16 protein-coding genes are annotated in these 19,400 nt (G+C 62.1%); 13 read left to right on the plus strand and 3 right to left on the minus strand.

The window, feature by feature from the left end; all coding sequences use genetic code 11:
* Window positions 1-41: 41 nt before the first annotated feature.
* The 12 genes from VKR55_RS05645 to VKR55_RS05700 all read left to right on the plus strand — a co-directional run bounded on the left by VKR55_RS05645 (window position 42) and on the right by VKR55_RS05700 (window position 12,773).
* A complete protein-coding gene (locus VKR55_RS05645) occupies window positions 42-1,322 on the plus strand; it encodes a VpsF family polysaccharide biosynthesis protein (protein WP_324400583.1) in 1,281 nt (426 codons plus the stop codon).
* A 13-nt stretch (window positions 1,323-1,335) separates the two neighbouring features.
* Complete coding sequence (locus VKR55_RS05650; RefSeq protein ID WP_324400585.1) at window positions 1,336-2,439, plus strand: glycosyltransferase; 1,104 nt, start codon at window positions 1,336-1,338, stop codon at window positions 2,437-2,439.
* Window positions 2,436-3,482 carry an acyltransferase gene (locus tag VKR55_RS05655; protein ID WP_324400588.1) on the plus strand — a complete coding sequence of 349 codons (1,047 nt, stop codon included), beginning with the start codon at window positions 2,436-2,438 and terminating at the stop codon, window positions 3,480-3,482. Before VKR55_RS05650 ends, VKR55_RS05655 begins: the two co-directional genes overlap by 4 nt.
* 3 nt (window positions 3,483-3,485) lie before the next feature.
* Window positions 3,486-4,994: a lipopolysaccharide biosynthesis protein gene (locus VKR55_RS05660; RefSeq protein ID WP_324400589.1), complete on the plus strand. Its 1,509-nt coding sequence runs from the start codon at window positions 3,486-3,488 to the stop codon at window positions 4,992-4,994.
* 190 nt (window positions 4,995-5,184) lie between these two features.
* Entirely contained in the window at window positions 5,185-5,979 is a 795-nt protein-coding gene (locus VKR55_RS05665; RefSeq protein WP_324400591.1) for a WecB/TagA/CpsF family glycosyltransferase, read from the plus strand.
* Window positions 5,976-7,253 (plus strand): glycosyltransferase, encoded by a 1,278-nt coding sequence (locus VKR55_RS05670; protein WP_324400593.1) that lies wholly within the window; start codon window positions 5,976-5,978, stop codon window positions 7,251-7,253. The genes VKR55_RS05665 and VKR55_RS05670 overlap by 4 nt, the downstream gene beginning before the upstream one ends.
* A gap of 10 nt (window positions 7,254-7,263) precedes the next feature.
* Window positions 7,264-8,499 (plus strand): glycosyltransferase family 4 protein, encoded by a 1,236-nt coding sequence (locus VKR55_RS05675; protein ID WP_324400596.1) that lies wholly within the window; start codon window positions 7,264-7,266, stop codon window positions 8,497-8,499.
* Entirely contained in the window at window positions 8,496-8,903 is a 408-nt protein-coding gene (locus tag VKR55_RS05680; protein ID WP_324400598.1) for a hypothetical protein, read from the plus strand. The genes VKR55_RS05675 and VKR55_RS05680 overlap by 4 nt, the downstream gene beginning before the upstream one ends.
* Before the next feature lie 70 nt (window positions 8,904-8,973).
* Window positions 8,974-10,032, plus strand: coding sequence for an endo-1,4-beta-xylanase (locus tag VKR55_RS05685; RefSeq protein WP_324400600.1), 1,059 nt, complete (start codon window positions 8,974-8,976; stop codon window positions 10,030-10,032).
* A 7-nt stretch (window positions 10,033-10,039) separates the two neighbouring features.
* On the plus strand, window positions 10,040-10,339 hold the full coding sequence (locus VKR55_RS05690) for a hypothetical protein (RefSeq protein WP_324400602.1): 300 nt from the start codon (window positions 10,040-10,042) through the stop codon (window positions 10,337-10,339).
* A gap of 74 nt (window positions 10,340-10,413) precedes the next feature.
* Window positions 10,414-11,145 (plus strand): class I SAM-dependent methyltransferase, encoded by a 732-nt coding sequence (locus VKR55_RS05695; RefSeq protein WP_324400605.1) that lies wholly within the window; start codon window positions 10,414-10,416, stop codon window positions 11,143-11,145.
* A gap of 212 nt (window positions 11,146-11,357) precedes the next feature.
* Window positions 11,358-12,773, plus strand: coding sequence for an MmgE/PrpD family protein (locus VKR55_RS05700; protein ID WP_324400607.1), 1,416 nt, complete (start codon window positions 11,358-11,360; stop codon window positions 12,771-12,773).
* Window positions 12,774-12,777: 4 nt separating this feature from the next.
* Here VKR55_RS05700 and VKR55_RS05705 read toward each other — a convergent pair whose 3' ends face one another.
* The 3 genes from VKR55_RS05705 to VKR55_RS05715 all read right to left on the minus strand — a co-directional run bounded on the left by VKR55_RS05705 (window position 12,778) and on the right by VKR55_RS05715 (window position 17,950).
* Window positions 12,778-13,620, minus strand: coding sequence for an amidohydrolase family protein (locus VKR55_RS05705; RefSeq protein WP_324400609.1), 843 nt, complete (start codon window positions 13,618-13,620; stop codon window positions 12,778-12,780).
* Window positions 13,621-13,712: 92 nt separating this feature from the next.
* Window positions 13,713-16,793 (minus strand): efflux RND transporter permease subunit, encoded by a 3,081-nt coding sequence (locus VKR55_RS05710; protein WP_324400611.1) that lies wholly within the window; start codon window positions 16,791-16,793, stop codon window positions 13,713-13,715.
* A gap of 8 nt (window positions 16,794-16,801) precedes the next feature.
* Window positions 16,802-17,950: an efflux RND transporter periplasmic adaptor subunit gene (locus tag VKR55_RS05715; RefSeq protein WP_324400613.1), complete on the minus strand. Its 1,149-nt coding sequence runs from the start codon at window positions 17,948-17,950 to the stop codon at window positions 16,802-16,804.
* Window positions 17,951-18,232: 282 nt separating this feature from the next.
* Here VKR55_RS05715 and VKR55_RS05720 point away from each other — a divergent pair, with 282 nt between their 5' ends.
* Complete coding sequence (locus VKR55_RS05720) at window positions 18,233-19,396, plus strand: c-type cytochrome (RefSeq protein WP_324400615.1); 1,164 nt, start codon at window positions 18,233-18,235, stop codon at window positions 19,394-19,396.
* The last annotated feature ends 4 nt before the right edge of the window (window positions 19,397-19,400 follow it).

The raw sequence follows: 19,400 nt of genomic DNA on the forward strand, positions 1-19,400 counted from the left end.
CGCAACGTCGTCCCCTCGCCCGGCCCAGGGAGGTAGCCGGCTTGATCGACGGCGCTATCGTCGGGTTGCTCCTGCTCGCCGTCATATCGATCTTCACGATCTCGTCGGCGATGCTCACCGATTGGAAGATCCATTACCTGACCACAGGGGGCAACGTCCTCGAGAAGTTTCACCCGGCGACCTATTTCACCGGCCTCGCATTCGTCCTGCTCCTCATTCGCAACGGCGATCCGATCGGCGCCATCAACCGGATGTTCGCCGAGGCAAAACTTCTGCTGATCTACCTGTTCTGCTGGTTCCTGTTGCTCTTGCAAATGCTGGCGCTCGAACGGCCGTTCACGGTGATCATCGACACTTTCCTGCTGCCGGTGATGCTGTGCCTTTCGATCTGGTATCTTTCGCCGGCACAGCGGCGACCGCTGATCTGGGCAATCCATTTTGCGATCCTGCTCAATGTCATCCTCGGCTACTACGAATATTTCTCCGGCCATCGGCTGTTTGAACTGAATCTGGGAGCGAACCTGATCGTACATGGCGAGTGGCGCTCTTCCGCTCTCCTCGGCCATCCGCTCACGGCGTCTGGTGTCGTTGCGGCCTACATCCTCGCGCTCATTCTGCGCCCATCGCTGTGCCCCTGGCGGGCCCTGCGCCTGCCGCTGATCGGATTCTGCCTGGCGTCGCTGATGGCATTCGGCGGCCGGACCGCGCTCATCACCGTCCTGGTGATCAGCAGCGTCCTCGCCTGTGTCCAGGTCTTCCGGATATTGCGCGGCGGCCGCATCCCTCTTCTGCTCGTCGCCATGGCGATCTGCGTCGTATTTGCCGCCGGCGCCTGCATCGTTGTCGCGCTCGATCTTGGTATTTTCGACAAGATGCTGGTGCGGTTCGGATCTGACCACGGCAGCACGCTGGCGCGTTATGCGACGTTCGCCCTGCTCTCCCATTTCGACTGGCATGAACTGATCCTGGGTCCGGATCCGGTACGGGCGAGCGCGCTCCAGACCGCCTACGGCCTCAACTATGGAATCGAAGACTTCTGGATTTCCTGCATCGTGCAGTTCGGACTTGTTCACACCGTCCTGCTCAGCATCGGGCTTGCCGCTTTCTTCGTTGAAGTCCTGCAGCGCGCGAGCGGCGCGGCGTGGGCGATCGTCGTCTTGATCCTGATCGTCGCTGTGAGCTCGGTCAGTTTCTCTTCGAAGAACATCCAGCTCGCCCAATTCGTCCTCTTGATCACCTTGCTCCTGCCGCGAACGCGCCAGCGCGTCGCGCCAGTCCGTGCCATCGGCGGCCGATATCGGCCGGCTCCGATGTCCGTCTAGCCCGGAGCACCACATGGCAATCTATGTCGACCACACCCATCTCGGCCGCCACATCACAGGCCTCGAGCGCATCACCCTGGAGCTGTTCTCCGCTGCGGCGCTTGCCCCGCTCGACGTCGTCCCCGTCACCGCCCGCGGAGTGACGCAGATGGTCATGAGGCAAACGTTCGGGCTGCCGTTCCGCCTTGCGGCCTCTTCGTCGATCCTGCTGTGCCCCGGCTTTCCGCCATCGCCTCTGCTGCGCCCCTTCGCGTCGCGGGTGCTTCCCTACATCCACGATATTTTTCTGCTGTCGCGGCCGGCCGATCTCAACCCACGCGCTCGTCTCTATATGTCGGCACCTTTCAAGCTGGCACTGCGCCACTACCCACGCTTCCTCGCCAATTCCAGCGACACGATGCGAAAGCTCGCCGCGCATTGCCGGCCCGACGCGACGATAACGCTGTATCGGCCGACAGTCCGCAATGTCTTTCATCTCGATGTAACAGGGCGCACCGAACGCGCGGAAAAGCCGTTGCGGCTGGTTGCGCTCGGCACTGTGGAGCCCAGAAAGAATTTCGTCGCAGCCGCGCAAATCGTTGGTGCACTGCGTGCGCTTGGCTATGCTGATGCGACCTTGGAGATCGTCGGACGGCGCGGCTGGGGCGACGAATGGCGAATGCTCGAGCGGCTTCCCGGTGTCAAGCTGCACGGCTACCAACCTGCCGATCGCGTCAGACAGTTACTTCACGATGCCGATCTCCTCATCTGTACATCCCATGATGAAGGCCTGGGCTTGCCGCTGCTCGAAGCCCAATATGCCGGCCTGCCGATCGCTGCGCCCGATGCGGCGATTTTCCGCGAAGTGCTCGATGGCTCCGGCATTTTTATCGACCCCGGAGAGCCGGACGCTGCTGCCGCCAGAATAGCGGCGATGTTGTCGGAACCGGACTGGCGCGCTCGCTATGTCGAACTTGCCGCGCGGAATCTGGCGCGCTGGAACGCGCTCGCGACTTCCGACCGCAACGTGGTCATCGCCCTCATCGCCAAGCTCGCGGGCCGACAAGCCCCTCCGCGCATGGCTGCACCGACCATTCAGCCCGGCGCCAACGAAGCGAGGCTGGACGGCACGACATGAGCTTGGTCACTAGAGACGCCATTGACCCATCGCCGGCGCGATCTGTCCCGGCGGCCGTTGCACACCGGGATGTCGCCATCGACACGATGCGCGGCGTCGCCATCCTGATGGTGGTCGGCATTCATTCCTTTCGACAACCGCTGGGTTCGTGGGAAACGTTGACCGATGCGGCATTGCGGCCGTGCGTGCCGATCTTCCTCTTTGCCTCCGGCTATCTGACTGCGCTCTCGGGACGCGTACCTCTGGTCCGCCGGTTGAAGACAGCCATCGTGCCCTACGCGATCGCGTTCGTCCCGGCGTATGTCTACATGGCCTTGCACAATCCCGCGATGGATCATCGCCTCAGCACGACAGTTGCGAGGTTCGTGCTCGCTTATGTGTTCGTCTATTACTACGTCTTCGTCTATCTTGGCTGCACCATTGCGCTGTGGCTCGCGTTTTCCGCCGCCGGCAACGCGGCCGGGCCCTCAGGTCGAGTTGTCGCCTTCCTGCTGGCGATCCTGTTCGCCCTGATCGCAGGCAGTTACCTCGACCCTCTCGCATCTCGTCTGGGCCTTCCCGAAGCACTGACCGAAGAGCTTCGGATGCGCGACATTCCCTTCTGGTTCTCCTTCATGGCGCTGGGTGCGCTCGTCGGACTCACCGACATGCGATATCGACTGGCCGCCACGCCGGCACTGATGTTCGGCGCAGCACTCCTGGCTTACAGCATCTATGCAGCGGTCCGCCTGTTCCGCCTTGGCGACGCCGCCGATTATGATTCGATAGCCTTCTTCGGCTATGCCGCGTTGCTTTGCCTGACGCTATTCCTGCTCGATGCGCGCGTGCCGTTCCTGGCAAGCTGCGGCTCCGGCAGCTATTTCATCTACCTGTGGCACATCTTCATCGTCATGGCGCTGCGCGATCACGCCTCGCTCGATCGGCTCGGATCGGTAGCGAGCTTCGCAATCACCTATGTCGTGACAGCGTTCGGCAGCATTCTGGCACTACTGGCGGTCAGGGCCAACGTTCCTCCGCGCCTGTCACGCTGGCTCGGAGCCTGAGCCATGCTGATCCGACACACCCTGCTTTACCTGCCGGCGCAGATCGTGGGACCGCTGTTCCAGCTCATCTCGGTCATCGTCTGGACCCACGTTGTCGACGAGCACACGCTCGGCGTGATCACGCTCGTCACCGCCACGCACGAACTGTTGCAGATCGCCTTTCTCGCCTGGTGGTCGCAATATGCCCTGCGTTTTCTCGGACGCTATCACGATACAGGTGAAGTGCAGCGATTTCATCAGACGGAAAATTCGCTCTTGCTGGCCTCCGTTCTCGTCCAAAGCCTTATCGTCGTTGCCGTCCTTCTCCTCGTCATCGCCCCCGATGGAAATGCCGGCCTGCTCGTCGCAACGGTCGGCTACGTGATCACGCGCACGCTCAATCTCTATGTCGGTGATCGAGCCCGCGTCGACCATCAGGTCTGGGTCTATACGATCCAGCAGATCGTCGGTCCTGCGGTCGGCTTCGTAATCGGCCTCTTGCTGATCAAGCTGCTCGGCCACTCAGCCGAATGGCCGTTGGCCGGCTATGCGCTTGCGCAGTTGGCCGCCGTCGTCGTGGTCCTCCCCGTGATCGGCCACAGCCGCAGCATTTGGGCGCCGGACCGCGCGATCGTCAACCATGCGCTGAAATACGGCATCCCGCTGATCATCGGCGGCGCGTTCGGCTGGGTCGGCCTCAATGCATCCCGCTTCATCGTCAACGACGTGCTCGGCGTCGGCGCGACCGGCCTGTTCGCCGTGGGCTACGGGCTCGGTCAACGCGCCGCGACGTTCGCCGCCATGCTGGTCACCGCCGCCGCGTTTCCACTTGCCGTCAAGAGCATGGAACGGGACGGCAGCGTGGTCGCGATGCGCCAGCTCGCCGACAATGGCGCACTTTTGCTCGCGATACTGGTTCCGAGCGTTGCCGGCATCTTCATTCTGCGAATGGGGTTCGTGCATCTCCTGATCGCAACCCCGTTCCAGCAAATGACATTGGCGGTCTTGCCACTCTCGACGCTGGCCGGCGGGATCCGCAGCGTCCGAGCGCATTTCGTCGATCAGGCGTTCCTGCTGCACAACCGCACCGGCCTCATGATCGTTGTGACGGCGATCGACGCCGGCGTGACCGTCGTGCTGACGCCTGCCTTCATTGCCCACTGGGGACTGGTTGGCGCCGCCGGCGCCACGGTGGTCGCCGCGTTCGCCGCCGCTGTTGTGAGCTTCGCGATCGGCCTCGTCCGGTTCGATCTGAAGCTGCCGATCAATCATCTCGCGCCCATCACACTCGCGACGACGGTGATGATGGTTGTCTTGAGTGGATTTCAGGAGCCACGCTCCCTTGTCGAGCTTGCGGGACAGATCGCGGCAGGCGCGACCATCTACATCGTCTGCATCGGTCTGCTCTACGTAACGTCACTCATGAAATTGTTCCGCTCGTCGCGATTAGAATTTGAAGAAAGCGCGATCATCGGAACCGAGAAACTGCCACCGAGTCGCAACGCGCATGGCAGCTCTCAATTCAGTGAATGAATTATCATCGCTCGCATCATGCCGCGCGACGATACCGCCATCGTTGCGTCGCAATAGTGCGATGAGTTCTCGACGCTCGTCGAAGACGACGCGTCGCTTCGACTTTCTGGTTCCGGTTGCTGCCGCAAGGGGCACTCTGTTTGTGTTTTGTGCATGCGTTACTCGATCACGACTTCATCAGGAGATCGGCATGTCGGACACAACGCCACCGTACCAGCGCAACCTTACCGTCGACGGCGTCGCGATAAACGTCTTTTCGCTTAGCGAGGCAGTCGCATCGATTGTTTCAGCGGCCGAGCACGGCGACAACTTCAGCGTCTGCACGCTCAATCTCGATCATGTGGTTCAGCTGCAACGACGATCCGATTTTCGCGCGGCCTATCGCCGGGCACGCTTTGTGACAGCCGACGGCTTTCCGATCGTCGTGCTGGGCCGTTTGCTCGGAACCCAAATCCGTCGCACGACCGGAGCGGATCTGGTCGAACCCGTCTGTCAGCAGGCTCGAGACAAAGGTCTGCCGATCTACTTGCTCGGTTCCAGTAATGTGACGCTCGCAGCAACCGCGAGGCGTTTGTCGGAGCGATTCAGAGGATTGCGGATCGCCGGCTTTCACGCTCCCGGCCCGAATTTCGATCCGCACTCGGAGGAGGCCGACCTGGCGATCGAGGGCATCCGAGCCTCAGGTGCCAAGCTCTGCTTTGTCGCCCTCGGCGCTCCGCGGCAGGAATTGTTCGCCGCGCGCTGCCTGGACGAGCTCGACGGCACCGGCATGTTGTGTATCGGCGCCGCGCTTGACTTCATCGCGGGAACGAAGAGCCGCGCGCCTTCCGCAACACAGAAGGCGGGACTCGAATGGGCGTGGCGGATGATGCGCGAGCCGCGCCGGTTGGGACCACGCTATGCACGCTGCATGGCCGAGGTTCCGCGACTGGTGATTCGCACCATTCCGCAGATTGTCGATGCACGGATAAGGAAGGCGGCATGACCTCGACGCTGACGCTGGCGTTGCGCGCCCGTAACGCCCACTACAACCAACGCCGCTACCAGATCTGCCTCATCCATCCCTTTGATCCGCGCGGTCAGAAGGTAGGAGGCCTCGAGACCTATATCCGCGACTTCATCGGCTTTCATCCGCCGGATACCGACCTTCTCTTCATCGGCGTCGACTCTGCGGGCGATCTGAAGCTCGGTGAAATTCATCGGCTTGTGTTTCGAGGACGGACCTTCGACTTCCTCCCGATCCTGCAATATTCCGACCTGAAGGCGCGCGAGGCCGCGCGCAGCATCAGAACTTCGCTGACGGGTCAGTTCTTCGTGGCGCTGATGCGCCATTTCGGCACCATCGCGCGGCTTGTGCGTTCGCGACGCTGCAGCATCGACTTGCGTCGCGTCGAGTATTCCTGGCTGCCGAAGGTGCTCGGTCTCCCATTCGTCCAGATGCTGCACGGCGAGGGTGTGCCAAAGCTTCAGATGGATTCGCTGTTACGGCGATACGCCTTCGTCCATCACGCGGGCGAGCGGTTTGCGGTGGCGGCGAGCGAAAAATTTCTCTGTGTCAATCCCCACATCACCGAGCGCCTGCGCAACACCTATCCACGCCGAAAGGACAAGATCGATACGCTTTGGACCTGGGTCAATACCGACATCTTTCAGCCGCAGCCGTTCCCCTCCGACCTAACGCCGTTCCGGATCGTGTTTGCGGGCAGGCTCGACGAATTCAAAAATCCCATGCTGATGTTTCGTGTGATCGACCGCTTGCGACAGCAAATGAACGGCGGCATCGAATTCCACTACATCGGAACCAGCGACCCGAACCGCTTCTCCGAATTTGCTGCGATTGAAGACATCACCGTCCGTCACGGTTTCAAGGATGCCGTCGGCATGGCGGCGACGCTCGCCAGTGCGCATGCCGGCATCCTCACGTCGGAATTCGAAGGCATGCCGCGCTTTGTCCTGGAAACGCTGGCGGTTGGCCGGCCGGTCGTCGCGATGCATTTGCCGCAGCTCGAAGCGGCCATCCGCGACGGCGACAACGGCTTTCTGGTCACGCGACACGGCGCACGAGGGGATATTGCCGACACGCTTGTCCAACGACTCATCGCGGTACGAGATGCGGTCGCTTCCGGCGAGATGAACCCCGCCAGGATAGCGGGCGCGATCTCCGACTTCACGCCGGGACGGCAGCTCGCCCGTGTTTTTCGCTACCACCGCGAGATTCAGGATGCGCGCGGCATGGCGATGTCGAGCTCGGCGCATTGAGGCTGCAAGCATGCGTATTCTTATGCTTACGAGCGAATTCGCGCCGGTCCGAGGCGGCATCGGAACCTACGCGCGCGAGGTCGCCAGGGCGGCCTCTGCTCTCGGCGCCGACATCGAGGTGATCGCTCCCGACTATGGGCGGGACAATACGGTCGAGGACCGTCGCCTGCCGTTCGAGGTGCGGCGCTTTGCCGGCGGCCTGCACTCGATGCGGGACCTTCCGTCCAAAATCCGGCTTGCGCGGCGTTCCATGGCTTCCGGCCAATACGACGTGGTTCACGCCGCCGATTGGCCGTTCTTCATACCCGTCGCGCTGTCGCAGCATCTGACTGATGGGCGCATCTTTATGAGCGTGCACGGCACGGAGATCAATGAGACGCAGACGCTGCTCAAGCGGCTCGCGATCAAATGCACCGGCGTGTTCGGCTTGAGAACCGAAATCATCGCCAACAGCCGATACACCGGCGAGTTGTTTCGCGAGCGGTTCGCCGTTGAGGCGCAACGCGTCCACGCCATTCCGCTCGGGGTGTCGGAATTCTGGTTCGGTGAGCGGAAGGACCGCGCTGCGACGCGCGCAGCCTATGGTATCCCTCCTGAACGGATTGTCATGGTCACCGTCGCGCGGATCACGCGCCGCAAGGGACATCCGGCCACGCTTGCCGCGCTGTCCGACCTCTCCAGGGAGCTGCGCAATCACCTCACCTGGCTTGTGATTGGCCCGGACGGAGAAGCCGACTATGTCAGGGAATTGAGGTCGCTCGCCGGCTCGATCAGTTGTGATATGCGCTTTATGGGCGCGTTGCCGGATCACGAAATCCGCGACATCTATGGCGCGGCCGACTTCTTCTGCCTCACCGGCGTGCACGATCCTTCCGGTCGGGTCGAAGGTTTTGGGCTTGTCTATCTGGAAGCGGGCGCCGGGCGCTTACCGAGTGTCGCGACATCCATCGGCGGCGTTCCGGACGCGGTGCTGGCGGGCAGGAGCGGCCTCCTCGTGCAGTCCTCGATCGACGACATCGCGCGCGCCATCACAAAGCTTGCCGAGAATGCCGACTTGCGATCCGCACTCGGTGCGGGCGCCCTGGCCCATGCCCGCGAACTGTCGTGGGCGCGCTGCGCCGCCCGGACCTATGGCCTGCAACCGGCGGCGCGGCCTTCACACCGCATTCCCGATCATGTCCCGCCGGCAATCCAGCCGCGCGAGCCCGCGTCTGCCATTAAGGCTTATTCCGCATCATCACCATGAAGCAGCTCACCCTCATCGCATTCTGTCTTGCGCTTGCCGCGACCGGCGCGCACGCCGAAAGCTGCGAGCAAAGCCGCGAGTATGTGCTCGGCGGCCTCGCCGGCGATCTGGCCCTTCCGCCGCACGCCTACAACGATCTCTTCAAGACGTGCCTGGCGACGGCAGCCATGAGCAACATCAAGGCGGCGTATATCCTCAGGGATGGCGGGATCGCCGTCATCCCCAAGCAGAACGACGTAGCGGCGACTGCCGCAACGCTTTCGCAATTCTGCGACACCTACCCCCATGCCACGCTGCATTTCTTCACTCAAAAGGAGCTGCACGAAACCGGATCGATCGCGGAGATCGTCAGGATCCGGTCGACCGCATCGACGCCGTGCCAGAAGATCAAGGGGCTTGAGTGAGATGACCCTCGTTTCGCGCCGCCGTCTTTTTCAAATCGCCGCCGCCGGCTTGGCCGCGACCGGCGGCCGAATGGCCGCTGGCGCACCGCTGACGCCGAGTCTCGGCGCGATCGCGGCCAAGAAAGGCTGCCTGTTCGGCGCCGCCGCCGCCGAAAGCATCGACAATGATGCCGCCTATCGCGATCTCTACGTCACGCAGGCCAAGTTGATCACGACTGACGTCGCGCTGAAGATCGCACGGATCGCACCGCAGCCGGGCCCGAAACATTTCGAGACAGCCGACCGCCTGCTCGCATTCTGCCGTCAGCACAACATCGCGATGCGCGGGCACTGCCTGATCTGGAACGAATGGGTGCCGGACTGGGTCAAGAACATGACGATCGGCGAACGGCGCATGTATTTCGACTCCTACATCGAAGAGGTCGTTGCGCGATATGTCGGAAAGTTGCATTCGTGGGATGTCGTGAATGAGCCCTTCTGGCCAGGCCACAAGGCGCCGGGCGGCTTTCGCGTCGGCCCGTGGTACGACGCTTTCGGGCCTGACTATGTGCGACGCGCTTTTGAACGCGCGGCCCGGGTCGATCCGGCTACCAAGCTGGTGCTGAACGAGGCGCAGACCGAACGCGACGATGAGCTCGGGCTCGCCGTCCGCAGCGGGCTGTTGAAGCTGGTCGCGGACCTCAAGCAGTCCGGCGTGAAACTCGATGCCGTTGGCCTGCAAGGCCACCTGCAGCCGCAATATCCACACGACCCGGCCCGTTTCAACGAATTTCTTCACAAGCTCGCCGATCTCGGTGTCGACATCTACATCACCGAATTCGACGTCTGCGACGACGTATTCCCCGATGATATCGCCGCACGCGATGCGGCGGTGGCAAGGACGGCGCAACAGTTTCTGGAGCCGACGTTGCGCCATCCCGCGGTGAAGGCGCTGATCACCTGGGAGTTCGCCGACAACTATTCGTTCTATCGCGGCATGGCCCGCGACAGGAATCCGCTCTCGACGCGGCTTCCCCGGCCATTGCCCTATGACGACCAATACAAGGCAAAACCCTTGTGGGGCGCGATGGCGCGGGCCTTCACGAAGGCCCGGCGTTCCGATCCCTCCACCAGCGGACGCGCAGATTGAGCCGCGCATGAACAGAAAGACTCTGGTGCTCATGATCGTGGTGATGCTTGGTATTGGCAGCGCCGCATCTGCTAGCGATATGACGCCATCGACGTCCGATGCGCGGGCGTCGATGCCCTACTCCGGCACGGCCACCATGCAGGACGATGGCGCGATCGTGCTGCACCTGCGCCTCACCAGCGACGGCAAGGATGTCGATGACACGCTGACCTACAAGACCACCGATCGGGGCTACGACGATGTTCGCCGCCATCTCGGCGGCCTCAATCCCGGAGAGAGCAAGATGTTCACCCCATGGAAGGATTGAACAATGACGTTCCGCCATGAAGCGCCGATCGCCGCCGACACATAACAATCATCAGGCTCGATGGAGTATTGCCCATGTTGTTCGCAAATGCAGGCCGCCTGCAGTATTCGATCTCGGACATCCCGAATTTCTTGAGGGCACGCGCCCTTGCCGCAAAGGCCGATGCGGCCATTGATCAGGCAAAGTTTCAGGAGGTGGTCGCCAAACACGCTTCCGAGGGTTACGACAGCTACAAATATTTCGATAAGCAACTCTGGTTGCGGACGAAGATGATGCGCGTCGTCGAGCTCGGTCTCGACAAATCGGCGCACGCCTCGGTGCTGGACATGGGCTGCGGCGCCGGCTACTTCCTTTATTGCTGCAAATACCTCGGTCATCGCGTTCACGGACTCGATCTTCCGGATTACGAATTCTACCGCGACATGATCGCGCTGTTCGGAATTTCCCGGACCGGATTCAGGATTGAGCCGTACAAGAACCTGCCGCAGCTCGGCAGGCGGTTCGACGTCATCACCGCGCACCAGATCTGCTTCAACGGTCACAAGACGGAGTGGCTTTGGGGAGCAGGCGAATGGGATTTCTTCCTCGGAGATCTCGAGGAAAACTACCTGAATCCCGGCGGCACGATTGGGCTTGAGTTCAACGAAGAGCCAGCCATCGGTTTTTACCCCAAGGAGGTGCGGCGATATTTCGAATCACGGTCCGCCCGCATTTTCCGCGGCCGGGTGATCCTTTCCCAAGGCAACCAGCGTTCGCGGCAAGCTCGGACGGAAAGTCCGCTTGCTGCGGCCGGAACCACTCGCTAGATGCAAACTTTCAGGAGGTTGTCCACTCGGCCCCAGTCGTGACCGCTGATGTCACCGAACAAGTAGTGATCGCATCACACGGCTGGTGAGACAGTGGGCATCGCGCTTACCGCACGGCGCTCCTGCCTCGCCAAAGCGGCGGTAGGACGTTGCAAGTCACCACATTTTTCCGTTGCGCCCTGCCCGCATTGGCGGGAAGCTCGGTCGAAACCATGAGTAGCACCCTTCCCTCCCTGCTTCCCGGCGCGACACACGACCTGGCAAGATTCGCCGCGGCGATCCGGTTCGAGGACATCCCAATCGACGTTGTCGAACGCATCAAGCTGAGCCTGATCGACGGTCTCGGTGTTTGCCTGCAGGGATCGACATTGCCCTGGACACGGATCGTCCACGACATCGCGCACGAAGAAGGCAGCAAGCCGGTCGCGTCGATCTGGGGGAGCGGCCATCGCACGTCGCTCACGAATGCGGTGCTGGTGAATAGCACGGCGGGCCATGCCTTCGAGATGGACGACATCCACAAGGAATCCATCATCCATCCGAATTCTCTTGCCGTGCCCGTGGCGTTGGCGCTCGCCGAGGCCGACCCTTCCCTTAACGGGCGCGACGTGGCGCTGTCTTTGGCCGTGGGCTACGAGGTCGGACTTCGCATCGGCAATGCGGCCACGATGTCGCTGTTCCTGAATGGCTTCCATCCGCAAGGCACTTCAGGCGCTTTCGTCGCAGCGGCGACGGCGGGAAAGTTGCTCAAGCTCGACACTGAGGCGATGCAGAATGCGCTCGGCATCGCCGGATCGATGGCAGCGGGACTGATGGCGGCGCAGGAAGGCGCCATGGTCAAACGCCTGCACGCCGGCCGTGCGGCGCAAGGCGGCCTGCTCGCGGCATTGCTGGCAAGGCGCGGCTTCACCGGGATTTCCGATGTCGTCGAGGCGGGCTATGGGGGATTCCTGAGCGCGTTTTCGCGAACGCCCAATCCGCCGCGCTTATTGGAAGGGCTCGGCAGCGATTGGGAGGCCGGCAAGGTCGGCTTCAAGATGTATCCCAACGTGACCAGCATCCACGCTGCCCTCGACGCGCTTCGGTCGATCCTCATCGAAGAAGACCTCGCAGCATCCGACATCCGCGAAATCCATGTCGGCTGCGGTCACATGACCTTCGTCCACACCGCATGGGACTATCGTCCTGCCGGCGTCACCGCCGCGCAGATGAACATGTATTACGGCCTCAGCGTCATGGTGCTCCGAAAGGACGTCTCGGCTGCCGACTACAGCGAAGCCCGGATTGCCGATCCCACCATTCTGGCGTTCATCCCAAAGATCAGAATCGAAGAAGACGCAGAGCTCGAAGGCAAGGGCCCGGCCTTCCGCCACGCGGCCCGCCTCCGCGTGCTTACGACGGATCGCCGAACTTTCACGCGGGAAGTCCTGCACCGGCGCGGCAGCCCCGAGAATCCGATCGCGCGACCCGACGTCGAACGCAAGTTCAAATCCAACGTCGATTGCCTGCTTGAGCCGGGTGCGCGCAACCGGCTGGTCGAATTGTGCTCGTCGCTCGAGACGCTGCAAAGCGTCGCGGCGATCATCGATATCGCCGCAGCGCCAGTCATGTCACGAATTCCCGCGTGAGCGCCTAATCTTTTGTCGGCGACCAGCGATAGGCCTTGGCACAGGCGCCGCCCATCAGCATGGCCCGCTCGCCGGCGCTCAGGCGGTCGGTCTCGATAAAGGGTTTGACGGCCTGCTCGTAGTTGACGACCGCGAACGCGCGGGTCCAGTCCGTGCCCCACAGGCAGCGCTCAAAACCCCAGGCGTCGAACACGCGAGCGAGAGGATCCCAAATGTCCGGGAACGGATACGGCTGCCGTGACAATGTGCAGGCGCCGCTGACCTTGATCACTACATTCGGGCGTTTGGCGAGCGCGAGCACTTTCGGCAGATCGGCCCAGGGCTGCGGCGGCGCCGGCGGCACGCGCGGTTGCAGGATGCCAAGGTGGTCGAGGATGAAGCGTGTGTCGGGGTGGCGATCGATCAGCGCCGCGCCGGCGTCCAGATTGTCCCAGCACAGCATGTTCAGCGGGAAGTCGTAGCGAACGGCTGCGCGGGCGATCCGGTCGAGCCCCGGATCGTTCGGATCGCGCTTCTCCCCTTTTCTCAGCATGATGCGGATGCCGACTGCGCCCGGCGTCTTCTTCCAGTCGGCGACGACATCGGCCACGCCGGGATCATCCGGGTCGACCGGCTTGACGATCGCCATTCGGCCCGGATGGGCCCGTTGCACCTCCACCGCATAGCTCGCGTCATAGCGGTACATGGAAAAAGCGGAGATGAAGATCGCGCCGGCGACCCCGACCTTGTCCATCGCGGCCACCATCTCGTCGCCGGTGACATGAGCGGGCCAGTTCGGCACGGTGTCCCAGGGTCGCTTCGGCGTGTTCGCCTCGTAGGCATGGACTTGGGAATCGATGATTGTCATCGGGAAGCTCCTCTGTGCCGGGGCGAGCTTGGTATCATGGCACGTCGGCTTTCAGAAGCGCCGGAGGCGCATGGACGCATGAAACCGCCAACTCAGACCGTCCTCATCGCCCCACCGGCCGTGACCTGCTCGGCTTCCCTGGTATGATCGGCAGCGATCAAGAGATAAACCGCAGGAACCACGAACAATGTAAACAGCGTACCGACCGCAAGCCCGCTCGCAATGACGAGCCCCATGTTGAACCGTGACACGGCGCCAGCGCCGCTGGCGAGAATTAGCGGGACAACGCCAAGCACCATCGCGGCCGTCGTCATCAGGATGGGACGCAACCGGATTCCGGCGGCTTGCTCGATCGCCTCGCGCTTTGCGACGCCGCGGCGCTGCAGGTCATTTGCGAATTCGACAATCAGGATCGCGTGCTTGCTGATCAGGCCCATCAATGTCACTAGGCCGACATCGGTGTAAATGTTCAGCGACGCGCCGCCGATCCCGAGGCTGACAAAGATCAGCGCACCGGCAATCGACATCGGCACCGACACCAGGATAATGCAGGGATCGCGGAAGCTTTCGAACAGCGCCGCCAGCGAAAGGAAGATGATGAGGACGGCGAACCCGAAGGTTTCGACGAAGCCGGTCGATTCCTGGATATATTGCCGCGACAGGCCGCTGTAGTCGACGGTATAGCCCGCAGGTAACGTCTTGGCGGCGAGATCTCTGAGGAAATCGAGCGCGTCGGCCTGCGCGACGCCGGGCGCCGCGACGCCCTGGATGGTCGCGCTGTTGAGCTGCTGAAAATGATTGAGCGTCTCCGGCACCGTCCTGGTGGTGATCCGCGCGATCGTCGACAAGGGCACGGGAACGCCGGAGACGTTGGCCACATAGTAATTGAGCAGTTGATCCGTGTTCAGGCGGAACTGCCGCTGCACTTGCGGGATTACCTTGTAGGAACGCTGATCGAGGCTGAAATAATTCACATAGCCGCCGCCCAGCATCGCCGTCATCGCACTGCCGACATCGCTCATCTTGAGCCCGAGCTGGGCGGCCTTGTCGCGATTGATTTCAACAGTCGATTCGGGGTTGTCGATCTTCAGATCCGTATCCAGAAAGATGAACATGCCGCTGTCGATCGCAGTTTTCAGGAATTGCTGAGCGGCAGCGTCGAGCTTTTCGAACGAATCCGTGGTCTTGATCACAAATTGCACTGGCAGGCCCTGGCTCCCCGGCAGCGGAGGGAGCTGAAACGCCGCGATGCGCGCGCCAACCACCTTGTTGTTGAGCTCCTGCTGGACGATCGGCTGGAGCTGGTTGCTGGTTCGCTCGCGCTCGTCCCACGGCTTGAGCACCATGCCCGCGACGACTCGCTGCGGCGAATTGAGCTGGAACACGTGATCGGTCTCCGGATACTCTTTCATGATCTGGTAGACCTGCTTTGCGTACATCACCTTCTGCTGCAATGTGGCGTCGGGCGCCAGGGTCGACGTCGTAATCACGACGCCCTGGTCTTCCTGAGGTGCGAGCTCGCTCTTGGCACCCGTGTAGAGGAAATAGATGCTCGACAGGACGAGCAGCGCAAAGAGGGTGGTCACCGGCAGGTAGTTGAGGCTGTTGCGCAGCCGTCTCAGATAGAAGCGGCGCGTGGCCTCGAACGCGCGATCGATCAACCGTGCGAGTCGCTCCTGCCAGCCGTTCGTCGTGCTCGGCGGTTTCAAGAGGCGCGAGCTCATCATCGGTGACAGCGTCAGTGCGACAATCGCCGATATCGTGACGGTACCGACGAGAGTGAACGCAAACTCGGTGAAGAGCGCACCGGTCAGGCCGCCCTGAAACGCGATCGGCACATAGACTGCGATCAACACGACGGTCATGGCGATGATCGGGCGGCCAAGCTCGCGTGCCGCCGCGATCGCCGCGGCCGCCGGTGCCGTGCCCTGCTCGAGATGCCGGTTGACGTTCTCGACGACGATGATCGCATCATCGACGACAAGCCCGATCGCGAGCACAAGCGCGAGCAAGGTCAGGAGATTGATCGAGAAGCCGAACGCCAGCATCATCGTGAAGGCGCCGACCAGCGACAACGGGATCGCGACCATCGGGATAACGACCGATCGCACCGACCCCAGGAACAGGAAGACGACGACATTGACGATCAGCAGCGCTTCCGCCAGCGTCCGCGCCACGTCATAAATGGCCGCATGCACGAAATTCGTCGAATCGTAGACGATCTGGCCATGGAGACCGTTCGGAAGCGCCGCGTGGATGGCCGGGAAGATCTTGTGCACCCCGGCGATCACGTCGAGCAGGTTGGCGGTCGGCGCCACCTGGATGCCGATATAGACTGCGGGCTTCCCGTCGAAGGCGACCTGCGTCTCGTAGCTGTCGGCGCCCAGCGAGACGTTGGCGACGTCCTTCAGCCGCACGATCGCCCCGCCTGACTGCTTGACGATGAGGTTGGCGAATTCGCGTTCGTTGTGCAGGCCGGTCGACGCGGTGAGGTTGACCTCGATCATCTGCCCCTTGGTGGTTCCGAGCCCGGAAATGTAGTTGTTCTGCGTCAGCGCCGCCGAGACGTCGGCCGCCGTGAGGCCGTAGGCGGCGAGCTTTTGCGGGTCGAGCCACGCCCGCAGGGCAAAATTCTGAGCCCCGAGGATCTCCGCCGTCTGCACCCCCGGCACCGCCTGCAGCTTCGGCTGCACGACGCGGGTGAGATAGTCGGTGATCTGGTTGCGCGCGAGAACGTCGCTATCGAAGCCGAGATACATGGCGTCGATGGTCTGACCGATCTGCACCGTCAAGACCGGCTGCTGCGACCCGGAGGGAAGCTGATTGAGGACGGAGTTGACCTTGGTGTTGATCTCAGTCAGCGCCTTGTCGGCATCGTAGTTCAGGCGGAGATAGATCGTGATGGTGCTCACGCCGCTCGCGCTTTGCGAGCTCATATAATCGATGCCATTGGCCTGGGCGATCGCCGCCTCGAGCGGCGTGGTGATGAACCCCGCGATCACGTCGGGATCGGCGCCGTAATACGTCGTGGTCACGGTCACCACCGCGTTCTGCGTGCGCGGATATTGCAGGACCGGCAGCGAGCCCATCGCGCGCAAGCCGAGCGCGAGGATCATCAGGTTGACGACGGTGGCGAGAACGGGCCGGCGAATGAAGAGATCGGTAAAATGCATGGCCGCACTTATTCTTCGGAGACTTGCGGATTGGCGCTGAAGGGTACGCTGATCTTGTTGTCGATCCGGACAGGTGATCCATTGTGGAGCTTGTTCTGTCCCGCGCTCACCACGACGTCACCGGGCTCGATGCCGACCAGGACTGCGACCTGGTCTCCGCGCGTATCGCCGGTCTTCACGAACACCTGCTGCGCGACATACTGCTTTTGGCCGCCTTTTGGGTTTTCGCCGTCCTTACCCTCGGGGCTGTTTTTGACCACGTAGGCGATGTCGCCGAAGGAGTTGTGGTAGATCGCCGTCCCGGGCAGGGTCACGTAGTGCTGCGGCGCGCCCACCTCGATGTCGACGGTTGCGAACATGCCGGGCAGCAGCTTTTCGTCGGGATTGTTGAAAGTCGCCCGGACCTGGACATTGCGGCTCGCCGCATTGACAAGCGGATTGATCGCCAGGATCTTTCCGTCGAATTTCATGTCGGGATAGGTATCGACCTTGGCCGTGACGGCCTGCCCGACCTTGATCTGTGCAAGTGCCTGCTGTGGCAGATAGAAATCGACGAAAATCAGTTCGAGCTGCTGCAGCGTCACGATCGGAGTGCCGGGTGCGATGTACTGGCCGAGATCGACTTGCCGGATTCCGAGCCGACCCGAGAATGGAGCCGTGATCGATTTATATCCGACCAGCGCCTGCTGCTGGGCCACTTGCGCCTGATCACTCTTTAGCGTTGCAAGGTCCGTATCGGCCGTTTGCTGACTGATCGCGTTGGTCTTCAACAAACGCGTGTCACGATCGTAGTTGAGCTGTGCGAGCGCCTGCATCGCCTTGAGCGCATCGAGATGCGCGATATCGTCGGCGGCTTCGAGCTCGACAAGCAGGGCTCCCTTCTCGACCTTATCGCCGGACTTGAAGTGAATCGCCTTGACGATGCCAGACACCTGCGGACTGAGGTCTGCGCCTCTTTCCGCCCTGGTGCTGCCGACGGCCTCGAGCCGCTTCTGCCAGGGCTGCGTCGCGGCGGTGATGGTGGACACGGTTTGCGGCGGATTGCGCAGGCCCGCCATAGACTTTTGTATCATCCTGGCCTTGAAAGTCTCAAACCCGAAGATCGCCGCGAAAGCGGCGCCGACAAGAACCAGCATGATGGTCATGCGGCGAAACATCCGGGAATCCCACGCCGTGGAACGGCACCCGTTAACGCGAAAGCTACGCCTTCGGTCTCACCCTCGCGCGGAATTGTTCCGCAGGGCCTGGCCGGCGCTCCCTTGGAACCGGCGCGGAAACGGAGGGTCGGCCGCCGTCATCCTTTGGTCGCACCCGTAGGAACGCTGGGCGACCGGCTTTCGTTGAGCACGTCGTCAGCGGCGCCTGGCGCAACCGCACGCCAGCCTCCCGTAAGGAGTGCGCACAGGACCCTCCCTTGATCGGCATCAGCTTGGACCGACATGAACTCCTTCGAACTGAACAAGGTGATCGGAGCAGTTCTGGCGAGCTGCATTGTGCTGCTATCCGTGAGCCTGTTTTCACACGCGATATTCGCCCCGGTTCGGCCGGCAAAGCCGGGTTTCAAGATCGAGGCCAAGCAAGAGACTGCCTCGACCGCCCCGGCTGCCAAGCCCGAGGCGGCCGCTCCAATCGAGACACGACTGGCAAGCGCAGATGCCAACAAAGGTAAGCCGGAGACCAGAGTCTGCATGACTTGCCATACCCTGGAGAAGAACGGTTCGAACAAGGTCGGGCCGAATCTCTGGGGCGTGGTGGACCGGCCGAGGGCTTCGCACCCGGGTTTCGACTATTCGTCTGCGATGAAGGCAAAGGGCGGCAAGTGGACGTTCGACGAGCTCGATAAATTCCTGACTCACCCTCAAGGCTACATCCCCGGAACGAAGATGACGTTTAACGGGATTCAGAACCCCGATCAGCGAGCGAATCTGATCGCCTATCTGCGCACCCAGTCGGACAACCCTGTGCCGCTGCCGAAGCCGGCCGCCACGCCAGCCCCCTCGGGGAATGCGCAAAAACCGCCGGCGACCGCTAACGCCCAGACCCCACCGCAGCAAAATTCGGGCGGCGCGCAACAGCCGCCACAGCAAGCCGCCGCGAAGCCCGAGACTGCGGCGTCGCTCGACACCCTACTTGCCAGTGCAGATCTCAATAGGGGCAAGTCGGAAACCAAGATCTGCATGACTTGTCACACCCTGGAGAAGAACGGGCCCAACAAGATAGGGCCGAACCTCTGGGGGGTGGTCGATCGGCCGAGGGCCTCGCATCCGGGTTACGACTATTCGTCCGCGATGAAAGCGAAAGGCGGCAAATGGACCTTTGACGAGCTCGACAAATTCCTCACCCACCCGCAAGGCTACATTCCCGGAATCAAGATGACGTTCCCCGGAATCCAGAGTGCAAAGCAGCGCGCGGACCTGATCGCCTATCTGCGCACCCAGTCGGATAATCCGGTGCCGCTTCCGAAGTCCACTGCATCAAGCTCCACCAATAGCAATACGCAAAAGCCGCCATCGCAGCAAACCACCGGCAGCGGCCAGAACTCGCCGCAGCAAAACTCGGGCAGCGCGCCAAAGCCCCCGCAACAAAATCATCCACCGCAGTAGCTGA

The sequence above is a fragment of the Bradyrhizobium sp. genome, from assembly GCF_035309285.1.
Taxonomy (GTDB): domain Bacteria; phylum Pseudomonadota; class Alphaproteobacteria; order Rhizobiales; family Xanthobacteraceae; genus Bradyrhizobium.